General features: G+C 68.5%; 15 protein-coding genes and 1 tRNA gene. 5 read left to right on the forward strand and 11 right to left on the reverse strand.

The window, feature by feature from the left end:
• Nucleotides 1-21: 21 nt before the first annotated feature.
• The 3 genes from EY822_RS13845 to EY822_RS13855 form a co-directional block, all read right to left on the reverse strand.
• On the reverse strand, nt 22-1,005 hold the full coding sequence (locus EY822_RS13845) for an FKBP-type peptidyl-prolyl cis-trans isomerase (RefSeq protein WP_150309049.1): 984 nt from the start codon (nt 1,003-1,005) through the stop codon (nt 22-24).
• A 313-nt stretch (nt 1,006-1,318) separates the two neighbouring features.
• Nucleotides 1,319-2,362 carry a tRNA (adenine-N1)-methyltransferase gene (locus tag EY822_RS13850; protein ID WP_150309050.1) on the reverse strand — a complete coding sequence of 348 codons (1,044 nt, stop codon included), beginning with the start codon at nt 2,360-2,362 and terminating at the stop codon, nt 1,319-1,321.
• Nucleotides 2,359-3,018: an HAD family hydrolase gene (locus EY822_RS13855; protein WP_150309051.1), complete on the reverse strand. Its 660-nt coding sequence runs from the start codon at nt 3,016-3,018 to the stop codon at nt 2,359-2,361. The genes EY822_RS13850 and EY822_RS13855 overlap by 4 nt, the downstream gene beginning before the upstream one ends.
• 124 nt (nt 3,019-3,142) lie before the next feature.
• Here EY822_RS13855 and EY822_RS13860 point away from each other — a divergent pair, with 124 nt between their 5' ends.
• Entirely contained in the window at nt 3,143-4,051 is a 909-nt protein-coding gene (locus EY822_RS13860; RefSeq protein ID WP_150309296.1) for a PAC2 family protein, read from the forward strand.
• Between the two features lie 9 nt (nt 4,052-4,060).
• On the opposite strand, the gene gdhA is transcribed toward EY822_RS13860, so the two are convergent.
• From gdhA to EY822_RS13880, 4 genes are all read right to left on the reverse strand, one after another.
• Complete coding sequence (gene gdhA, locus EY822_RS13865) at nt 4,061-5,422, reverse strand: NADP-specific glutamate dehydrogenase (RefSeq protein ID WP_150309052.1); 1,362 nt, start codon at nt 5,420-5,422, stop codon at nt 4,061-4,063.
• Between the two features lie 156 nt (nt 5,423-5,578).
• Nucleotides 5,579-6,874 carry a cysteine--1-D-myo-inosityl 2-amino-2-deoxy-alpha-D-glucopyranoside ligase gene (gene mshC, locus EY822_RS13870; RefSeq protein ID WP_150309053.1) on the reverse strand — a complete coding sequence of 432 codons (1,296 nt, stop codon included), beginning with the start codon at nt 6,872-6,874 and terminating at the stop codon, nt 5,579-5,581.
• Nucleotides 6,875-6,883: 9 nt separating this feature from the next.
• Nucleotides 6,884-7,708 carry an undecaprenyl-diphosphate phosphatase gene (locus tag EY822_RS13875; protein ID WP_150309054.1) on the reverse strand — a complete coding sequence of 275 codons (825 nt, stop codon included), beginning with the start codon at nt 7,706-7,708 and terminating at the stop codon, nt 6,884-6,886.
• A gap of 33 nt (nt 7,709-7,741) precedes the next feature.
• A complete protein-coding gene (locus EY822_RS13880) occupies nt 7,742-9,055 on the reverse strand; it encodes a M20/M25/M40 family metallo-hydrolase (RefSeq protein WP_150309055.1) in 1,314 nt (437 codons plus the stop codon).
• 152 nt (nt 9,056-9,207) lie between these two features.
• Between EY822_RS13880 and EY822_RS13885 the strand changes: the two genes are divergently transcribed.
• A tRNA-Leu gene (locus EY822_RS13885) sits at nt 9,208-9,292 on the forward strand.
• A gap of 101 nt (nt 9,293-9,393) precedes the next feature.
• Here EY822_RS13885 and EY822_RS13890 read toward each other — a convergent pair.
• A complete protein-coding gene (locus EY822_RS13890; RefSeq protein ID WP_150309056.1) occupies nt 9,394-10,011 on the reverse strand; it encodes a GNAT family N-acetyltransferase in 618 nt (205 codons plus the stop codon).
• 336 nt (nt 10,012-10,347) lie between these two features.
• On the opposite strand from EY822_RS13890, the gene EY822_RS13895 reads away from it, so the two are divergent.
• The gene (locus EY822_RS13895) at nt 10,348-10,932 is read left to right on the forward strand and encodes a hypothetical protein (protein WP_150309057.1); all 585 of its coding nucleotides are present in this window, start codon (nt 10,348-10,350) and stop codon (nt 10,930-10,932) included.
• Nucleotides 10,933-11,093: 161 nt separating this feature from the next.
• On the opposite strand, the gene EY822_RS13900 is transcribed toward EY822_RS13895, so the two are convergent.
• Nucleotides 11,094-11,324: a LysM peptidoglycan-binding domain-containing protein gene (locus tag EY822_RS13900; RefSeq protein ID WP_227497358.1), complete on the reverse strand. Its 231-nt coding sequence runs from the start codon at nt 11,322-11,324 to the stop codon at nt 11,094-11,096.
• Between the two features lie 33 nt (nt 11,325-11,357).
• Nucleotides 11,358-11,774 carry a hypothetical protein gene (locus tag EY822_RS13905; RefSeq protein WP_150309059.1) on the reverse strand — a complete coding sequence of 139 codons (417 nt, stop codon included), beginning with the start codon at nt 11,772-11,774 and terminating at the stop codon, nt 11,358-11,360.
• Nucleotides 11,775-12,270: 496 nt separating this feature from the next.
• On the opposite strand from EY822_RS13905, the gene EY822_RS13910 reads away from it, so the two are divergent.
• The gene (locus EY822_RS13910) at nt 12,271-12,717 is read left to right on the forward strand and encodes a GNAT family N-acetyltransferase (protein WP_227497359.1); all 447 of its coding nucleotides are present in this window, start codon (nt 12,271-12,273) and stop codon (nt 12,715-12,717) included.
• Here EY822_RS13910 and EY822_RS13915 read toward each other — a convergent pair.
• Nucleotides 12,697-13,479, reverse strand: coding sequence for a FadR/GntR family transcriptional regulator (locus tag EY822_RS13915; protein ID WP_150309060.1), 783 nt, complete (start codon nt 13,477-13,479; stop codon nt 12,697-12,699). The two genes, EY822_RS13910 and EY822_RS13915, sit on opposite strands and share 21 nt — an antisense overlap.
• 175 nt (nt 13,480-13,654) lie before the next feature.
• Between EY822_RS13915 and EY822_RS13920 the strand changes: the two genes are divergently transcribed.
• Nucleotides 13,655-14,920 carry an aminotransferase class V-fold PLP-dependent enzyme gene (locus EY822_RS13920; protein ID WP_227497360.1) on the forward strand — a complete coding sequence of 422 codons (1,266 nt, stop codon included), beginning with the start codon at nt 13,655-13,657 and terminating at the stop codon, nt 14,918-14,920.
• Nucleotides 14,921-14,945 lie beyond the last annotated feature (25 nt).

The following is a 14,945-nucleotide window of genomic DNA, read 5'->3' on the forward strand; positions in this document are numbered from 1 at the left end:
GTGCTCGTGCTGCGGTGCGACCTAATCGGTCACGCCGAGCACGTCGATCACGAAGACGAGAGTGGACCCGGCGGGGATCGATCCGGATGCCTCGTCGCCGTAGGCGACGTCGGGCGGCAGCACGGCGAGCACCTGGTCGCCGACCTGAGCGCCGATGAGCGCATCCGCGAAGCCTTTGACCACGCCCTGCTGCTCGGCACTGCCCTCCTGCGCGGGGAAGCTGACGGGGGTGCCCCGCGTCCAGCTGGAGTCGAAGACCTCGCCGGAGTCCCAGAGCACGCCGGTGTAGTGCACCATGACGGTGTCACCCTCGCTGACCTCGACTCCGTCGCCCTCGCGCAGCAGCGTCTCGCGGTATTCGTCGGGCGCCGCGCTCGGCGGAATGGTGATGCCGGGCACGCCGTCGTGGTCGGTGACGACGGACGGGAAGCCCGCGCGGGCGGGGCGCGGATCACCGGTAGCACGGCTCGGGAACGTCTCGATCACGTCGGCCACGAACACGAGGGTGTCGTCGGCGCCGACGCCGAGCTGGCTGCTCCCGGTCTCGCCGAAGGCATCCTCGGGCGGAACGGCGACAGCGACGCGGGATCCCTCGGTGGCGCACTGCATGGCCTCCTGGAAGCCCGCGATACCGGTGAGCGCCTGAAGGGTGATGAGTTGGGGCTCGCCGGTGCTTTGGTCGACGCCAATCGGACCGTACGGCTGGATGACCTCGCCGGTGCGGCCGTTGTAGACGGCGAAGTTCGCGAACATGGGGGTGAGCATCGAGACCGACTCACCGGCGCCGTCTTCCAGGATGGAGACCTGGGTGCTGCTCGCCACGAGCGGCGTGGGGAAGGACAGGTCGTCGAGGGAGTCGCCAGCGGCGCCGGTCGCGGCGATGGCCTCGGACGCGTTGCCGGAGGTCACGTCGCAGGTGGGCTCGACGGTGCTGCCGGGCGTGCTGCAGGCCGTCAGACCCAGTAGGAGTCCGGCACTGGTGATGAGCGCGGCAGTCGTGCGCACGGGTCCTCGTTTCGACAAAAGAACGTGGGTCGGTCCGGTCGCGGCGATGCCGCGTCGGGCTCCGACAATCTTAGTGACGATTACTCCCGGCGGCTCCGCACCGTGCGCCGTCCCCACCCTTGACGGTCCCTGCGCCCGCCGAAGGGACGCACCCTTGACGGTCCCTGAGCCCGTCGAAGGGATGCACCCCCACGGTCCCTGAGCCTGTCGAAGGGACGGAACCGTGCGAACGCCCCTTCGACAAGCTCAGGGACCGTAAGGGGACAAGCTCAGGGACCGTTTGGGACGGGCTCAGCGACCGTATGGGACGAGCTCAGCGAGCGCCGGCGTCGTCCGCGTCTGCGTCCGCATCAGCAGCGGCGGGCTCGCCGCGGGAGGCGGCCAGCTCGGCGGCGGCACCGGCCGCACGCACACGACGGCGCAGGCTCTTCGCACTCACGTCCCGCTCTCCCAGCGCTCCGGGCGTCCACGACTCGATGTCCTCGTCGGCGAAGTCGGACTTCGACGCGCGGCGCTTCAGCTGCGGCAGGATCGCGCCGGGCGCGAGACGACGGGCGGTGACGAGGAATCCGGTGTGCCCGATCATGCGGTGGTCGGGTCGCACGGCGAGACCCTCCACGTGCCAGCCGCGAATCATCGTCTCCGAAGCGTCCGGTTCGGTGAAGAGGTCGCTATTGCGGATCGCCTCGCTCACCCGCGAGAGCTGGGTCACGGTGGCCACGTAGCAGAGCAGCACGCCGCCGGGGGTGAGCGCGTCGGCGACCGGCCCGATGCACTCCCAGGGCGCGAGCATGTCGAGCACGACGCGGTCCACGGAGCCGGGTTCGGTCACCGTGGGCAGGGCGTCGGTGAGGTCGCCGAGGGTGATGGACCAGTTCTCCGGTGTGCTGCCGAAGTAGCTCGTCACGTTGCCGCGGGCGACCTCGGCGAACTCCTCGCGTCGCTCGAACGACAGCAGGCGCCCGGTGGGTCCGAGAGCGCGAAGCAGCCACATCGACAGCGCGCCGGAGCCGACACCGGCCTCCACGACGGTGGCGCCGGGGAACACGTCGGCGAGGGCGAGGATCTGCGCCGCATCCTTCGGGTAGATGATGGCGGCGCCGCGCGGCATGGACATGACCACGTCGGCGAGCAGCGGGCGGAGGGCGAGGTGCTCGACACCGACGGTGTTCTGCACCACGGATCCGTCGGGGAGGCCGATGATGGCGTCGTGCTCGATGGCGCCGCGGTGGGTGTGGAACACCTTGCCGTGCTCGAGCACGATCGTGTTCATGCGGCCCTTCGGACCGGTGAGCTGCACGCGGTCGCCGGCCTGGAACGGTCCGGAGAACCGGCTGCCCGTCGCCTCCGCGGTCACGCGGACACCGAGAGACGCGACAGATCGAGCACGGTGCGGTTCTGCAGCGTGTCCCAGAGCACGTAGGCGTCGCTCTGCGGAAGTGGCAGCACGTGCGGTACACCCACGACCGTGGCACCGGACGCAACGGCCGCGGCGAGGCCGGGTTGCGAGTCCTCGATGGCCACGCATTTCGTCGGGTCGACGCCGAGGCGAGCCGCGGCGGTGAGATAGGCCTCCGGATGCGGCTTCGGCTGGTCGACCATGTCCCCGGCGATGATGACGTCGAACGCGTCGAACGGGATGGCATCGGCGATGGCGCGTGCCATCCGCTCCACCGACATCGTGACGAGGGCCATGGGCACGCCGGCGTCGCGCACCGAGGTGAGGAGATCCAGGGCGCCCGGCCGCCAGGGCAGTTCGTCGCGCAGGCGGAGCAGCACGCCGTCGGTGAGCCGGTCGACGATCTCGTCGGCGCTCAGCCGCACGCCGGCATCCTGAAGTATCCGGGCGGAGTCCCACAGACCGCTGCCGACGAGCTTCATGCCATCCGCATGAGTCCAGGTGCCGCCGAAGGACTCGACCATCGCGCGCTCACCGTCCAGCCAGTACGGTTCGGTGTCGACGATGGTGCCGTCCATGTCCCACAGGACGGCGGCGGGAGTCTCGTTAGTCACGGCGACTGAGTCTATCCGGGCCCGCCACGCCTATCCTTGACCAGAGGCTTCCGAGCGGTGGCCGTTGTGAGCAAGGTGGGAGCCCGAATTGGCGGAAGGCACGAGCCTGTCGAGTGGACGACTGATGGTCGTCGCGTTCGAAGGATGGAACGACGCGGGCGAAGCGGCGAGTGGAGCCGTGCGCGCGCTGAAGGACCTGCTCGACCTCATTCCCCTGGCGCAGGTGGACCCGCAGGAGTACTTCGACTTCCAGTTCACCCGGCCGCAGGTCGTGCAGGACGACGATGGACGACGCCTCATCGAATGGCCCGGAGCGACGATCTACGGTCCCCGTGAGCCGAAGGCCCCCGGCCTGCCGCTCGCCGCCGACGCCGACCTCGCCGTCAGTGGCGACAACGGGGGCAACATCTACCTCCTGCTCGGCACCGAGCCGTCGAGACGGTGGAAGAACTTCACCGCCGAGGTGCTCGATACCGCGCGGACCGCGGGCGTGCAGGCCATCGTGCTGCTGGGAGCCCTGCTCGCCGACGTGCCGCACACCCGGCCCATCTCGGTCTTCGCCACCAGCGAGAACGCCACGGTGCGCACGGAGCTCGGCATCGAACGCAGCACCTATGAGGGGCCGGTCGGCATCCTCTCGGTGATCGCGGAGGCGGCCGAGGCGATCGGCATCCCGACCGTCTCGGTGTGGGCCTCCGTGCCGCACTACGTGCACAACGCGCCGTCGCCCAAGGCCACGCTCGCGTTGATCGACCGCCTCGAGGAGATGGTCGATGTGGTCATCCCCCGCGCCGCCATGGTGGAGGAGGCGGCGGCCTGGGAGACCGGAATCGACGCGCTCGCCGGCGAGGACGAGGAGATGGCCGCGTACATCGAGCAGCTCGAACAGGCGCGCGACACGGTGGACTCCCCCGAGGCGAGTGGCGAGGCGATCGCGCAGGAGTTCGAGAAGTATCTGCGTCGCGACGACGGACGGGATGGCCGCGGCGACCGGGGCGACCGTCCCGACGAGCCGCGCCGCCCCCGCGAGTAGCGCCCCGCGCTAGATGACACCGAGGGCGAGCATCGCGTCGGCCACGCGGGTGAAGCCGCCGATGTTGGCGCCGAGCACGTAGTTGCCGGGCTCTCCGTACTCGTCCGCGGTCTCGACGCACCGCTCGTGGATGCCCCGCATGATCTCCTCGAGGCGCTCCTCGGTGTGCGCGAAGGTCCACGAGTCGCGCGACGCGTTCTGCTGCATCTCGAGCGCGCTGGTGGCCACGCCGCCCGCGTTGGCCGCCTTGCCGGGTCCGAACAGCACCGACGCGTCGGTGAAGATCCGCACCGCCCCGGGCGTGCACGGCATGTTGGCCCCCTCGGCCACGGCGACCACGCCGTTGTCGACGAGAACGCGAGCATCGGCATCCGACAGCTCGTTCTGGGTGGCGCACGGCAGCGCCACGTCGATGTGCGTCGCGTCGGCGATGCTCCAGATGCTGCTGTCCGCCCGGTAGTCGGATGCCGACCCGCGCGCGTCGGCGTAGTCGCTGAGACGGCCGCGGTCGACCTCCTTCACCTGCCGCAGGAGGTCGAGATCCAGCCCGTCGGCGTCGTAGACGACGCCCGACGAGTCGGAGCACGCCACGACGGTCCCGCCCATCTGGTGCACCTTCTCGATGGCGTACAGCGCGACGTTGCCTGAGCCGGACACGAGCACGCGCGATCCGTCGAAGGACTGCTCACGGGTCTTCAGCATCTCCTGCGCGAAGAACGCCGCGCCGTAGCCGGTGGCCTCGGTGCGGACGAGCGAACCGCCCCAATTGATGCCCTTGCCGGTGAGCACGGCCGACTCGTAGCGGTTGGTGATGCGCTTGTACTGGCCGAACAGGAAGCCGATCTCGCGTCCACCGACTCCGATGTCTCCGGCCGGCACGTCGGTGTACTCGCCGATGTGCCGGTACAGCTCCGTCATGAACGACTGGCAGAACCGCATGATCTCGGCGGTGGACCGGCCCTTCGGATCGAAGTCGCTGCCGCCCTTACCGCCACCGATCGGCATCCCGGTGAGCGCGTTCTTGAACACCTGCTCGAAGCCCAGGAACTTGATCGTGCCGAGGTAGACCGACGGGTGGAACCGCAGTCCGCCCTTGAACGGCCCGAGGGCGGAGTTGAACTCCACGCGGAAGCCCCGGTTGATCTGCACGCGGCCCGCGTCATCCACCCACGGCACCCGGAAGATGATCTGGCGCTCGGGCTCGCAGATGCGCTCGAGGATCGATGCTTCCGCGTACTGAGGGTTCTTCGCGATCACCCGGCCGAGCGACTCGAACACCTCGAGAGCGGCCTGGTGGAACTCGACCTCACCGGCGTTGCGCCTGAGCACCTCGTCGAAGATGGGCTGAATGCGGGGGTGCAGCTCTGGCATGGCGGTCCTTCGTCGTCGTCATCGTCGAGCCTCCGAGCCTAACGCTGTCGCGGCACGCGTTTCTCACTCGCGGCCCGCGACGCATCACCTACCGGGAGTGGAGGGCACGTGCCGGGACGGAGGGTGGGATTGGGGTGGGGTTCGTGCGGGGCGGGGTCAGCGAGCGAGGTCGATGCCGAGGAGGGCGTCGATGAGGTCGACCGCGACGGGCGCAGCCGTGCCGGGGTGCGCCGCCACCCAGTCGTCGATCGCATCGAGGGCGGACGGCGTGTCGAGATCGAAGCCGAGGTGCTTGCGCACCGCTGCGAGCAGGTCGGATGCGTCACCATCGGCGACATACGCGCCGAGCGCACCGTCGGCGCCGTCGCCCGCCGACCCCGTGAGGGACTGCCAGCGGGCGAGGCGGGCGATGGCCTCATCGAGCACCGCATCCGTCCACTCCCAGTCCGACCGGTAGTGGTGCGCGAGCACGGCGAGTCGGATGGCGCGGGGATCGACTCCGCGCTCCCGCAGGCGCGATACCAGCACGAGATTGCCGAGCGACTTGCTCATCTTCTCGCCCTGATACGCCACCATGCCGGTGTGCGAGTAGATGCAGGCGAAGTGCTTGCCGGTGAGGGCGGAGGCGTGCCCGGCCGACATCTCGTGGTGGGGGAAGATCAGGTCGGAGCCCCCGCCCTGCACGGTGACGGCGTCGCCGAGGTGACGCAACGCGATGACGGAGCACTCGACGTGCCAGCCGGGGCGACCGCTGCCGACACGGCTGGGCCACGACGGCTCGCCCGGTCGGGCCGCCAGCCACAGCAGCGGGTCGAGGCGGTTGCGCTTGCCCTCGCGGTCGGGGTCTCCGCCGCGCTCGGCGAAGAAGCGCAGCATCGTGTCGGCGTCGTAGTTGCTCTCCTGGCCGAGGCGCCAGGGAGTGCCGGATTCGGCCCGCGCGATGTCGAAGTACACGTCCGCCGCATCCGGGTCGACGGCGCTCGGTGCGGGCACGGAGTAGGCGTACCCCGTGTCGACGAGCTGCTCCACGGCATCCGCGATCTCGTCGATCACCTCGCTGACGGCGATGAACTCGTCGGGCGGCAGCACCCGCAGGCTCTCCATGTCGTCGCGGAACAGCTGCGTCTGCTCGGCGGCGAGGTCGCGCCAGTCGACGCCGGTGGCGGTGGCGCGCTCGAGGAGCGGATCGTCGATGTCGGTGACGTTCTGCACGTAGCGCACATCGTATCCGGCGTCACGCCACACGCGCTGCAGCGTATCGAACGCGATGTAGGTGGCGGCGTGGCCGAGATGCGTGGCGTCGTACGGCGTGATGCCGCACACGTACACGCCCGCCTTGTTATCGCCCGAGCACTCGGCGAGCGACAGACGCTGCGCCGCCGTGTCGAACACGAGCGGCGGCGTGCTGGCGCCCGGAAGGGAGGGAACGGGAAGGGATGCCCACGAGTGCATGCGGTTCTCCTATGCGGCGATGACGCCGGTGGCGAGCAGCACGAGCAGCACTCCGCCGAGCAGGATGCGGTAGATGACGAAGGGCAGGAAGCTCTTCGTCTTGATGTAGTTCATGAGGAACGCGATGACGGCGAGACCCACGCCGAACGCCACGACGGTGGCGACCAGCGTCTCCAGCGGGCCGTACACCCCGGTCTCGTCGAAGCTCTGCAGCAGCTCGTAGAAGCCGCTGCCGAAGACGGCGGGCACGGCGAGCAGGAACGCGTACTCCGCCGCGGCCGGTCGCGAGTAGCCCATGAAGAGGCCGGCCGTGGTGGTGGCACCGGACCGGGAGACGCCGGGGATGAGTGCGAGCGCCTGCGCGAATCCGTAGACGACGCCGTGTCCGACGGTGAGGTGCTCGAGGTCGCGCGTGCGCCGTCCCAGCCGGTCTGCGATGCCCAGGAGGATCCCGAAGACGATCAGCACGATGGCGATCAGCCAGAGCGAGCGGAACGTGTCGCGGATGATGTCCTGGAAGACGAAGCCGAGCACGCCGATGGGCAGGCTGCCGAGGATGATGAGCCAGCCCATGCGCGCATCCGGATCGTTCTTCGGCACGGAGCCGCGGAGCGAGCCGAACCAGCGGGCGATGATGCGCACAATGGTCTTGCGGAAGTAGAGGAGCACCGCGGCCTCGGTCCCGATCTGGGTGATCGCGGTGAAGGTGGCGCCGGGGTCGGTCGCCCCTTCGAAGAAGAGTCCGGTGACTCGGAGGTGTGCGCTGGAAGAGATGGGGAGGAACTCGGTGAGACCCTGTACCAGGCCGAGGATGATCGCCTCAATAAAACCCAATGAACACTCCAGCTTCGGTGACCGCTGGAGCGATCAGTAGTCGAGCAGCAGGTCAGTCAACACCCGCCTGCCAAAGACTAATGCGTCGAGCGGCACCCGCTCGTCCACACCGTGGAACATCGATGGGAAGTCGAGGCTCGCGGGCAGTTGCAGCGGTGCGAAGCCGTAGCCGGTGATGCCGATCAGGCTGAGCGCCTTGTTGTCGGTGCCGCCGGAGAGAAGGTAGGGCAGCACCTCCGCCTCGGGGTCGTGATGCTTGAGCTTCTGCACCATGGCCTCGACGAGCGGTCCACCGAAGGGATTCTCGAGCCCCACGTCCTGGTGCACCACCACGACCTCGACGCCGTCTCCCGCGAGTTCGCGCACCCGCTCGAGCACGGCATCCTCCTCACCCGGAAGCACCCGGATGTCGACGAGCGCCTCCGCCGTGTCGGGAATGACGTTGTGCTTGTACCCGGCCTTCAGCAGCGTGGGGTTGGTGGTGGTGCGCAGCGTCGCCTGGATGAACTTGGCGGCCGTGCCGGTGGCGATGGCGATCTCGTCGGGGGCGAGCTGCTTCGCATCCATGCCGATGATGGCGGCCACGCGGTCGAGCAGCGAGCGAGTGGTGTCGGTGAGGTGCACGGGCCACTCCTGGCTGCCGATGCGGGCGATCGCGCCGGCGAGGCGGGTGACGGCGTTGTCGCGGTTCACCTGCGAACCGTGGCCTGCCGTGCCGCGGGCGATGAGCCGCACCCAGACGAGCGCCTTCTCCCCCGTCTGCAACAGGTAGGCGCGCTGGCCGTCGAGGTCGATCGAGTAGCCGCCGACCTCGCTGATGGCCTCGGTCGCGCCGTCGAACAGCTCAGGGTGGTTCTCCACCAGGTAGTGCGAGCCCTCGATGCCGCCCGCCTCCTCGTCGGCGAGGAAGCCGAGCACGAGCTCGCGTTCCGGCTGCCGGCCTGAGGTGAGGATGTCGTCGACCGACGCGAGGATCATCGCGTCCATGTTCTTCATGTCGACCGCGCCGCGGCCCCAGAGCAGGCCGTCCTTGATGACGCCGCCGAAGGGGTCGACAGACCAGTTGGCCGGGTCGGCCGGCACCACGTCGAGGTGACCGTGCACCACGAGCGCGGGCTTGCTCGAATTGCGGCCGGGGACGCGCGCGACCACGCTGGTGCGGCCGGGCGCCGCCTCGAACATCTGCGGTTCGAGGCCGAGCCGACGCAGGTGCGCCTCCACGTATTCGGCCGCCTCGGTCTCCCCGTTCGACCGGCCCTCGCCGTAGTTCGTGGTGTCGAACCGGATCAGGTCGCGGGCGATCTCCGCCGTGAGGTCGAGTTCCGTGGGCTCCTGCGCATCGCTCATTCCTTCACGCTACCCGCTCCGGATGGCGCATCCGGCCGGTGGTGCGCGCGGCTGATCCGCTCGGTCGCCGCGACGAGGGCGAGCGAGCGAAGGGGGTCGGAGTTTCGTGCTAATCTCGGTTGTCGGTTGATCCGCAAGGTGAAATCGGATGCGCGCGGATGGCGGAAATGGCAGACGCGCTAGCTTGAGGTGCTAGTGCCCGTATAGGGCGTGGGGGTTCAAGTCCCCCTTCGCGCACACTGTGTTGAGACAGTGGCTCTCCAGAAATGTGGAGCCGAGAAGAGGGTCGGTTCGGGCTGAGAAGCCCGGGCCGGCCCTCTTTTGTGCGCCCGCGCCACTCACGACCGGGCGGGCCGCCACATCGTCGGCACCACCGGGCCGTTCGGCAGCCGTATTTCGCCGACGGTGCCGAAGCCGAAGCGCTCGTAGAAGGGAACGTTGGCCTCCGAGCTCGACTCGAGGTACGCCGGCATGCCGCGACCGTCGACCTCGGCGAGGGCCTTCCGCATGAGGGCCGTCCCCACGCCTCTCCCCTGCAGCTCCGGACGGGTCCCCAGATCGGAGAGATAGAAGTGCGGTTCCTCCGGATGCGCCCTCTCGTATGCGGTCGTCATGGTCAGGCTGCGCACAGTGGCGCCGCCCATCACGCGGATCAGTTCGGGAAGCGCACGCACCTCACTGGCTCTACTCGACTTCCATCGTTCCGGCGGGTCCCACATCGCGCCGCCGACCGTGCGGCCATGGAGGTCGGCGACGTAACAGTGACCGTGCACCACGTGGAAGCGCCGGGCGAGCATCCGGAAGACGGCGGGCATCCGGCGCTCCCGCTCGTCGTCCCGCGGGACGAGCCAGGAGACCACCGGATCGGTCTGGAACGCGGCGGCCAAGGCGGACGCCAATGCGTCGACGTCTCGCTGCGTCGCGACGCGTACCAGCACAGAGGACGACGCCTGCACACTCGGATCGTACTCGCCGTGAGGCTGACGCTTCACCGGTGATTCCAGCCGCCTTCGGACCACTACCACCGAGCGGATGACCGATGCGGGAGTCACACGGAACTCTCAGGCCCGGCGAGTTTGAATCGGTGTCTGACCGGGACTGTTGTCCAAGCGCCACCTGTGTAACGACGCGGTCGCGGCGAGGTGTGTTCGAGCTGGACCGTTGCAGTCCGGTCACAAGCCGCAGTGTCACCCGAGCGAGCTACCTACCGTGGAAATGCGGCGCACACAGCTCTGTTGGGCGAAGCCGTCGTGCCGCCGGTTTCGCAGACGAGAGAATTCGAGACAGCTCACATGAACACCATCACGCATCCCGAGAAGAAGAAGTACACCCGGATCACCCGCGCCGCCGTGCTCGGCGCGGCACCCGTGCTCGCCCTGGGACTGACCGGCTGCAACACCGCCGGTGCCGAGGACAGCGCCGACGTCGAGGACGTACAGGAACTCGACGAGGAGGAGCCCGTCGAAGAACCCACGGACGAAGCCGTTGATGCGGACGAGTCGGGGAACGGTTCCGAGTTCGAGTACGACGGCGTGTACGACCAAGCCTTCTACGACGATTTCGACGCGGTCTATCTCGGGGGGATCGTGTCGGTGACGGCGGTGGTCAACGACGTGGTCAGTCCGGAAGCATTCACTCTCGCTGCGGCTGACGACACCTCCGTCACCGAGCTCCTGGTGCTGCACGACGGATCGGCAACCAACGTGGAACCGGATGCGGACGTGAGGGTCACCGGCACGGCGGAGGAGAACTTCATCATCACCGACGCGGAGGAGAGCATGGGAGTCGACCTCGACGACGATGCCTTCTCCGAATGGGAAGGAATGCCCTACATCGACGCGAACACCATCGACGGCTCGGTCGACCTCGACGAGTAGAACCAACTCATGCCGCAGAGCCCGTCGGTCGGCGTCACACGCCACCGGCGGGCTCTTCGGCTGCCGTCGCGGCGCCGGTCCCGCAGGCAACCTCGTGATCACCGACGGAACCAACTCGCAGGTGCTCGTTCAGCGGTAGCCATCAGCGGTGGCGAAGCCGCTCATCGCTTCCGCAGATCGAGGTTGAGCGCCTCGCCCACATACAGCACTGGATCCTCGGGCGAAGGAGATCGTGCGGGATTGAGGTGAAACAGATCATCGGAGTACATTCCGAACCGTCCGGCGACTTCGGCGAGCAGATCGCCCGGTGCCACGGTGTAGGCGACCGGGCGGCCTGCTTCGTCGGTGACGACCTGCCCGTTCGCTCCTCCGCCGCTGCCCGCGTCGATCAATGGATCGAGGAACGGACGCAGCGGGCCGAAAGTTCACTCGATCGGGGCACGAGCGGTGACCCGGTCGATACAGCTCTGCGCATCATCCGGTGCCGCCGGCGTGGTCAGAACGATCTCGGTGATGAACGTCGGGTCGCCACGACCGAACGAGAGGGGCATGATGAGTGGACCGCTCGGCGTACCTGCGACGATGTCCGGGAACGCGAATCCACCGCCGCCCACACACGGCTCTGTCGCTGAACGACCGAACGGAGCCCGGACGCCGAGCCGCTCCTGTGTCGTTGCGAACTCGCGCACAGCGAACTCGCCGAGATCAGCCGTGATGACAACATCAACCGCTCCCTTCGTAGATCCGTCGGTCGAGGTGAATGAGCCTGTTGCGACAACGCCGTCCGGAACGGGCTCCTCGCGGATACTCTGCGCAGCAGGCGACTGGGCCTCGGCAGTCACGGACGAATGGAGGGTTCCGGCCACCGGCGGAGCGCTCGGGGTACCGCATGCGACGAGCAACAGCGAGGTACGACACCCCGACCGCCGATGCCCGCCTTCGCCACATGTACTGATCGTAGGGGTGACCACGGACAGCAGCTCTCCCTCTCGCCACACCGGCGTCGGAGCAGCCGCTGGAGAATGGCCGCCGCGCTTCTCGGCGGCATACTGATCGAGTGACGTGGTGGAAACGGATATCGGTCGGCCGATGGGTGCTTCTCGGCGTGCTCCTCGTCTGCCTTATGGGGAACATCGGCGCACTGATATGGGGCTATTCCCCCGCGCTTTTCAGTGTGGCGGGTTACGTGGCGGTCGTCATCGTCTTCATCACGATAGTGAGGGACGGTCTCCGCGCCCCGGTTCCGGGCCGTCCCGACCTCGACGGGCCTCCATCGAAGGCGCGTCGCAGTCACGGCCGAGCCGCTCCCTCGAATGACCGGACCGGCGGTGACGTTCCGTGAAGCCCCCCGCGGCCGCAAAGATCACCTACCGCTGGCGCGACCCCATCGCCGACGAGGAGATGTGCGATCTCGTCCTGTCGCACGGCGGCTCACCCAGCCCAGGATGGTGGCCGCGGATCTCGCGCCACAGCCTCGGCTGGGTCGGCGCGCGCGACACGCACCGCCTGCTGGTGGGCTTCGTGAACGTCGCCTGGGACGGTGGTGATCACGCGTTCCTCATCGACACGAAAACGCGGGGCGACCACCAGCATTCCGGTATCGGCCGGGAGCTGGTGCACCGCGCGGCGGCGGCTGCAGCGGACGCCGGATGCGAGTGGCTGCACGTGGACTTCACACCCGACCTCGCACCGTTCTACTTCGATGCGTGCGGATTCCGGAGCACGGAAGCGGGTCTCATCCATCTCCGGACGGATCCGCGGTACTCAGGATCCGACGGCTCCTGACGCTTCGGAGCTGCCGCCGTCGACGTTGCCGTCATCCACATCGCCACCGGAGCCGTCGCCGATGGTGGAGTGCGAACCGCCGGTCGGCTGCGGTCGGTAGAACCTCAACCAGGTCTCGGTCTGCGCCACGTGCGAGGCGGCAGCGGATGACGCGGCCACGGGGTCGTGCACCCGGATCGCATGTGCGATAGACCGGTGCGCCTGATCGCTCGTGCGCTTGATGGACCTGCCGTCCGGCATCCCGAACATCTGGTAGGAACGGCTGCGGGCGCGGAAGACGCCGAGGAGCGCCACCATCGTCGGGTTGCCGCTCGCGGTTGCGATGGTCTCGTGGAACTCCGAGTCGAGCTGCGCCGACTCCTCGATGTCATCGCACGCCTCCAGCGCATCGAGAAGCGCATCCAGCCGATCATTGATGTCATCGGTGGACCGCGCCGCCGCCTGAGCCGCCGCGTGCGACTCGAGCACACGGCGCAACTCGTACATGTCGAGCAGACCGGACAGGGGAAGCAAATCGACGGTGAGCGCGAGGCTCCCGATGATGTCTTCGGGACGCAACGCCGAGACGTACACCCCCGACCCGTGCCGCGACTCCGCGGCACCCAACGCCGAGAGCATCCGCACGGCCTCACGGAGGGAACTGCGCGACACCCCGAGTTCGGCACAGAGGTCGGCCTCGGGTGGGAAGCGCTGTCCGGGCCCGAGGCGCCCCGAGCTGATCATGCGGCGCAGGCCGTGGAATGCCTCCTCGACTGCGGACATGGCGACCCTTCTCCCGGCTGATGACAGCTTACCGACGCGGCGCGTTTCTAGCCCCGTAAGTCATCGGACAGGATCGCTCTTGTCATCCGAATTATTCCCGTAGTAACATCGGCGAAACCTAAGTCGTCTGATGACTTTGTAGCGTTCAGTGCGGAACACGAAAGGGCGGATGCGAGTGACGGTTACGCGAACCACCATGGGGCGGTCGGCCGACGCGGTCGGCGGCACGGGCGGCACGGTCAGCGCACCGGCACCGCTGCTGCTCGATGACGGCGCTCCCGCCGCCGACGCGTGGACTCTGGACCCGACGCTCGGGCATCTCAACCACGGCTCCTTCGGTGCTGTTCCCCGAGTCGCGCAGGCCGAGCAACAGCGGCTCCGGGTCCTCATGGAGGCGGCACCGGTGGCGTGGTTCCCGGCCCTGCCGCACGTCATCGCCGACGCACGCCAGCACGCCGCCGCGTTCCTCGGAACCGATTCTGCAGACACGGCGTTCGTCCCTAACGCCAGCGCCGGTGCGAGCGTCGTCTACTCCAGCCTGCCCGTAGGCCACGGTGCCGAGATCCTCGTCACCGACCACGGTTACGGTGCAGTCACCATGGGCGCCGAGCGCCTCGCCCGCCGGTGGGGCGGAACGGTGCGAACCGTCGCCGTGCCGCTGGACGCCGATGCGGACGCGTCACTCGCCGCGCTCACCGACGGCATCACCGACCGCACGGCGCTCATCGTCGTCGACCAGGTCACCTCGCCCACCGCCCGCCAGTTCCCGGTCGCGGCCCTCTCGCGCGCGGCGCACGAGCGCGGTGTGCCGGTGCTCGTGGACGCCGCCCACGCACCGGGACTGCTCGCCGACCCGCTTCGCGATCTCGAAGCAGACTTCTGGGTCGGCAACCTGCACAAGTTCAGCTGCGCGCCCCGCGGCACCGGAGTGCTCGTCGCGCGCGGCCCACTCGTGCCGGAGTTGAATCCGCTGATCGACTCGTGGGGTGCCACCGACCCGTTCCCGGAGCGGTTCGACAATCAGGGCACGCTCGATCTCACCAGCTGGCTCGCCGCACCCACGTCACTCGCCTTCGTCGAGGACACCTGGGGATGGGACACCGTCCGCGCCTACATGTCCGACCTCGCCGACTACGCGGTCGACGTGATCGCCGACGCGTTCAGCGCCTTCACCGGCGAGGACCATCGCGTCGACGTGGGCATGCCCGTGGGCGCGCTCCGGCTCGTGCGCCTGCCCGCGCCCCTGTCCATCGGGCACGGCGCCGGGAACGACCTCCGCGATCGTGTGCTGCAGGATCTGGGCGTCGAGTGCGCCTTCACGGCGTTCGACGGCATCGGCTACCTCCGCCTCTCGACCCACGCGTACAACACCCCGGCCGACTACGAGGACTTCGCCGAGCGCTGCGTGCCCGTCCTCTGGAACTGGGCACAAGCCTCATGAGAACCATGAACGTCACCGTCCCGCC

The sequence above is a fragment of the Planctomonas psychrotolerans genome (assembly GCF_008642235.1).
In the GTDB taxonomy this organism is placed as follows: Bacteria; Actinomycetota; Actinomycetes; order Actinomycetales; family Microbacteriaceae; genus Planctomonas; species Planctomonas psychrotolerans.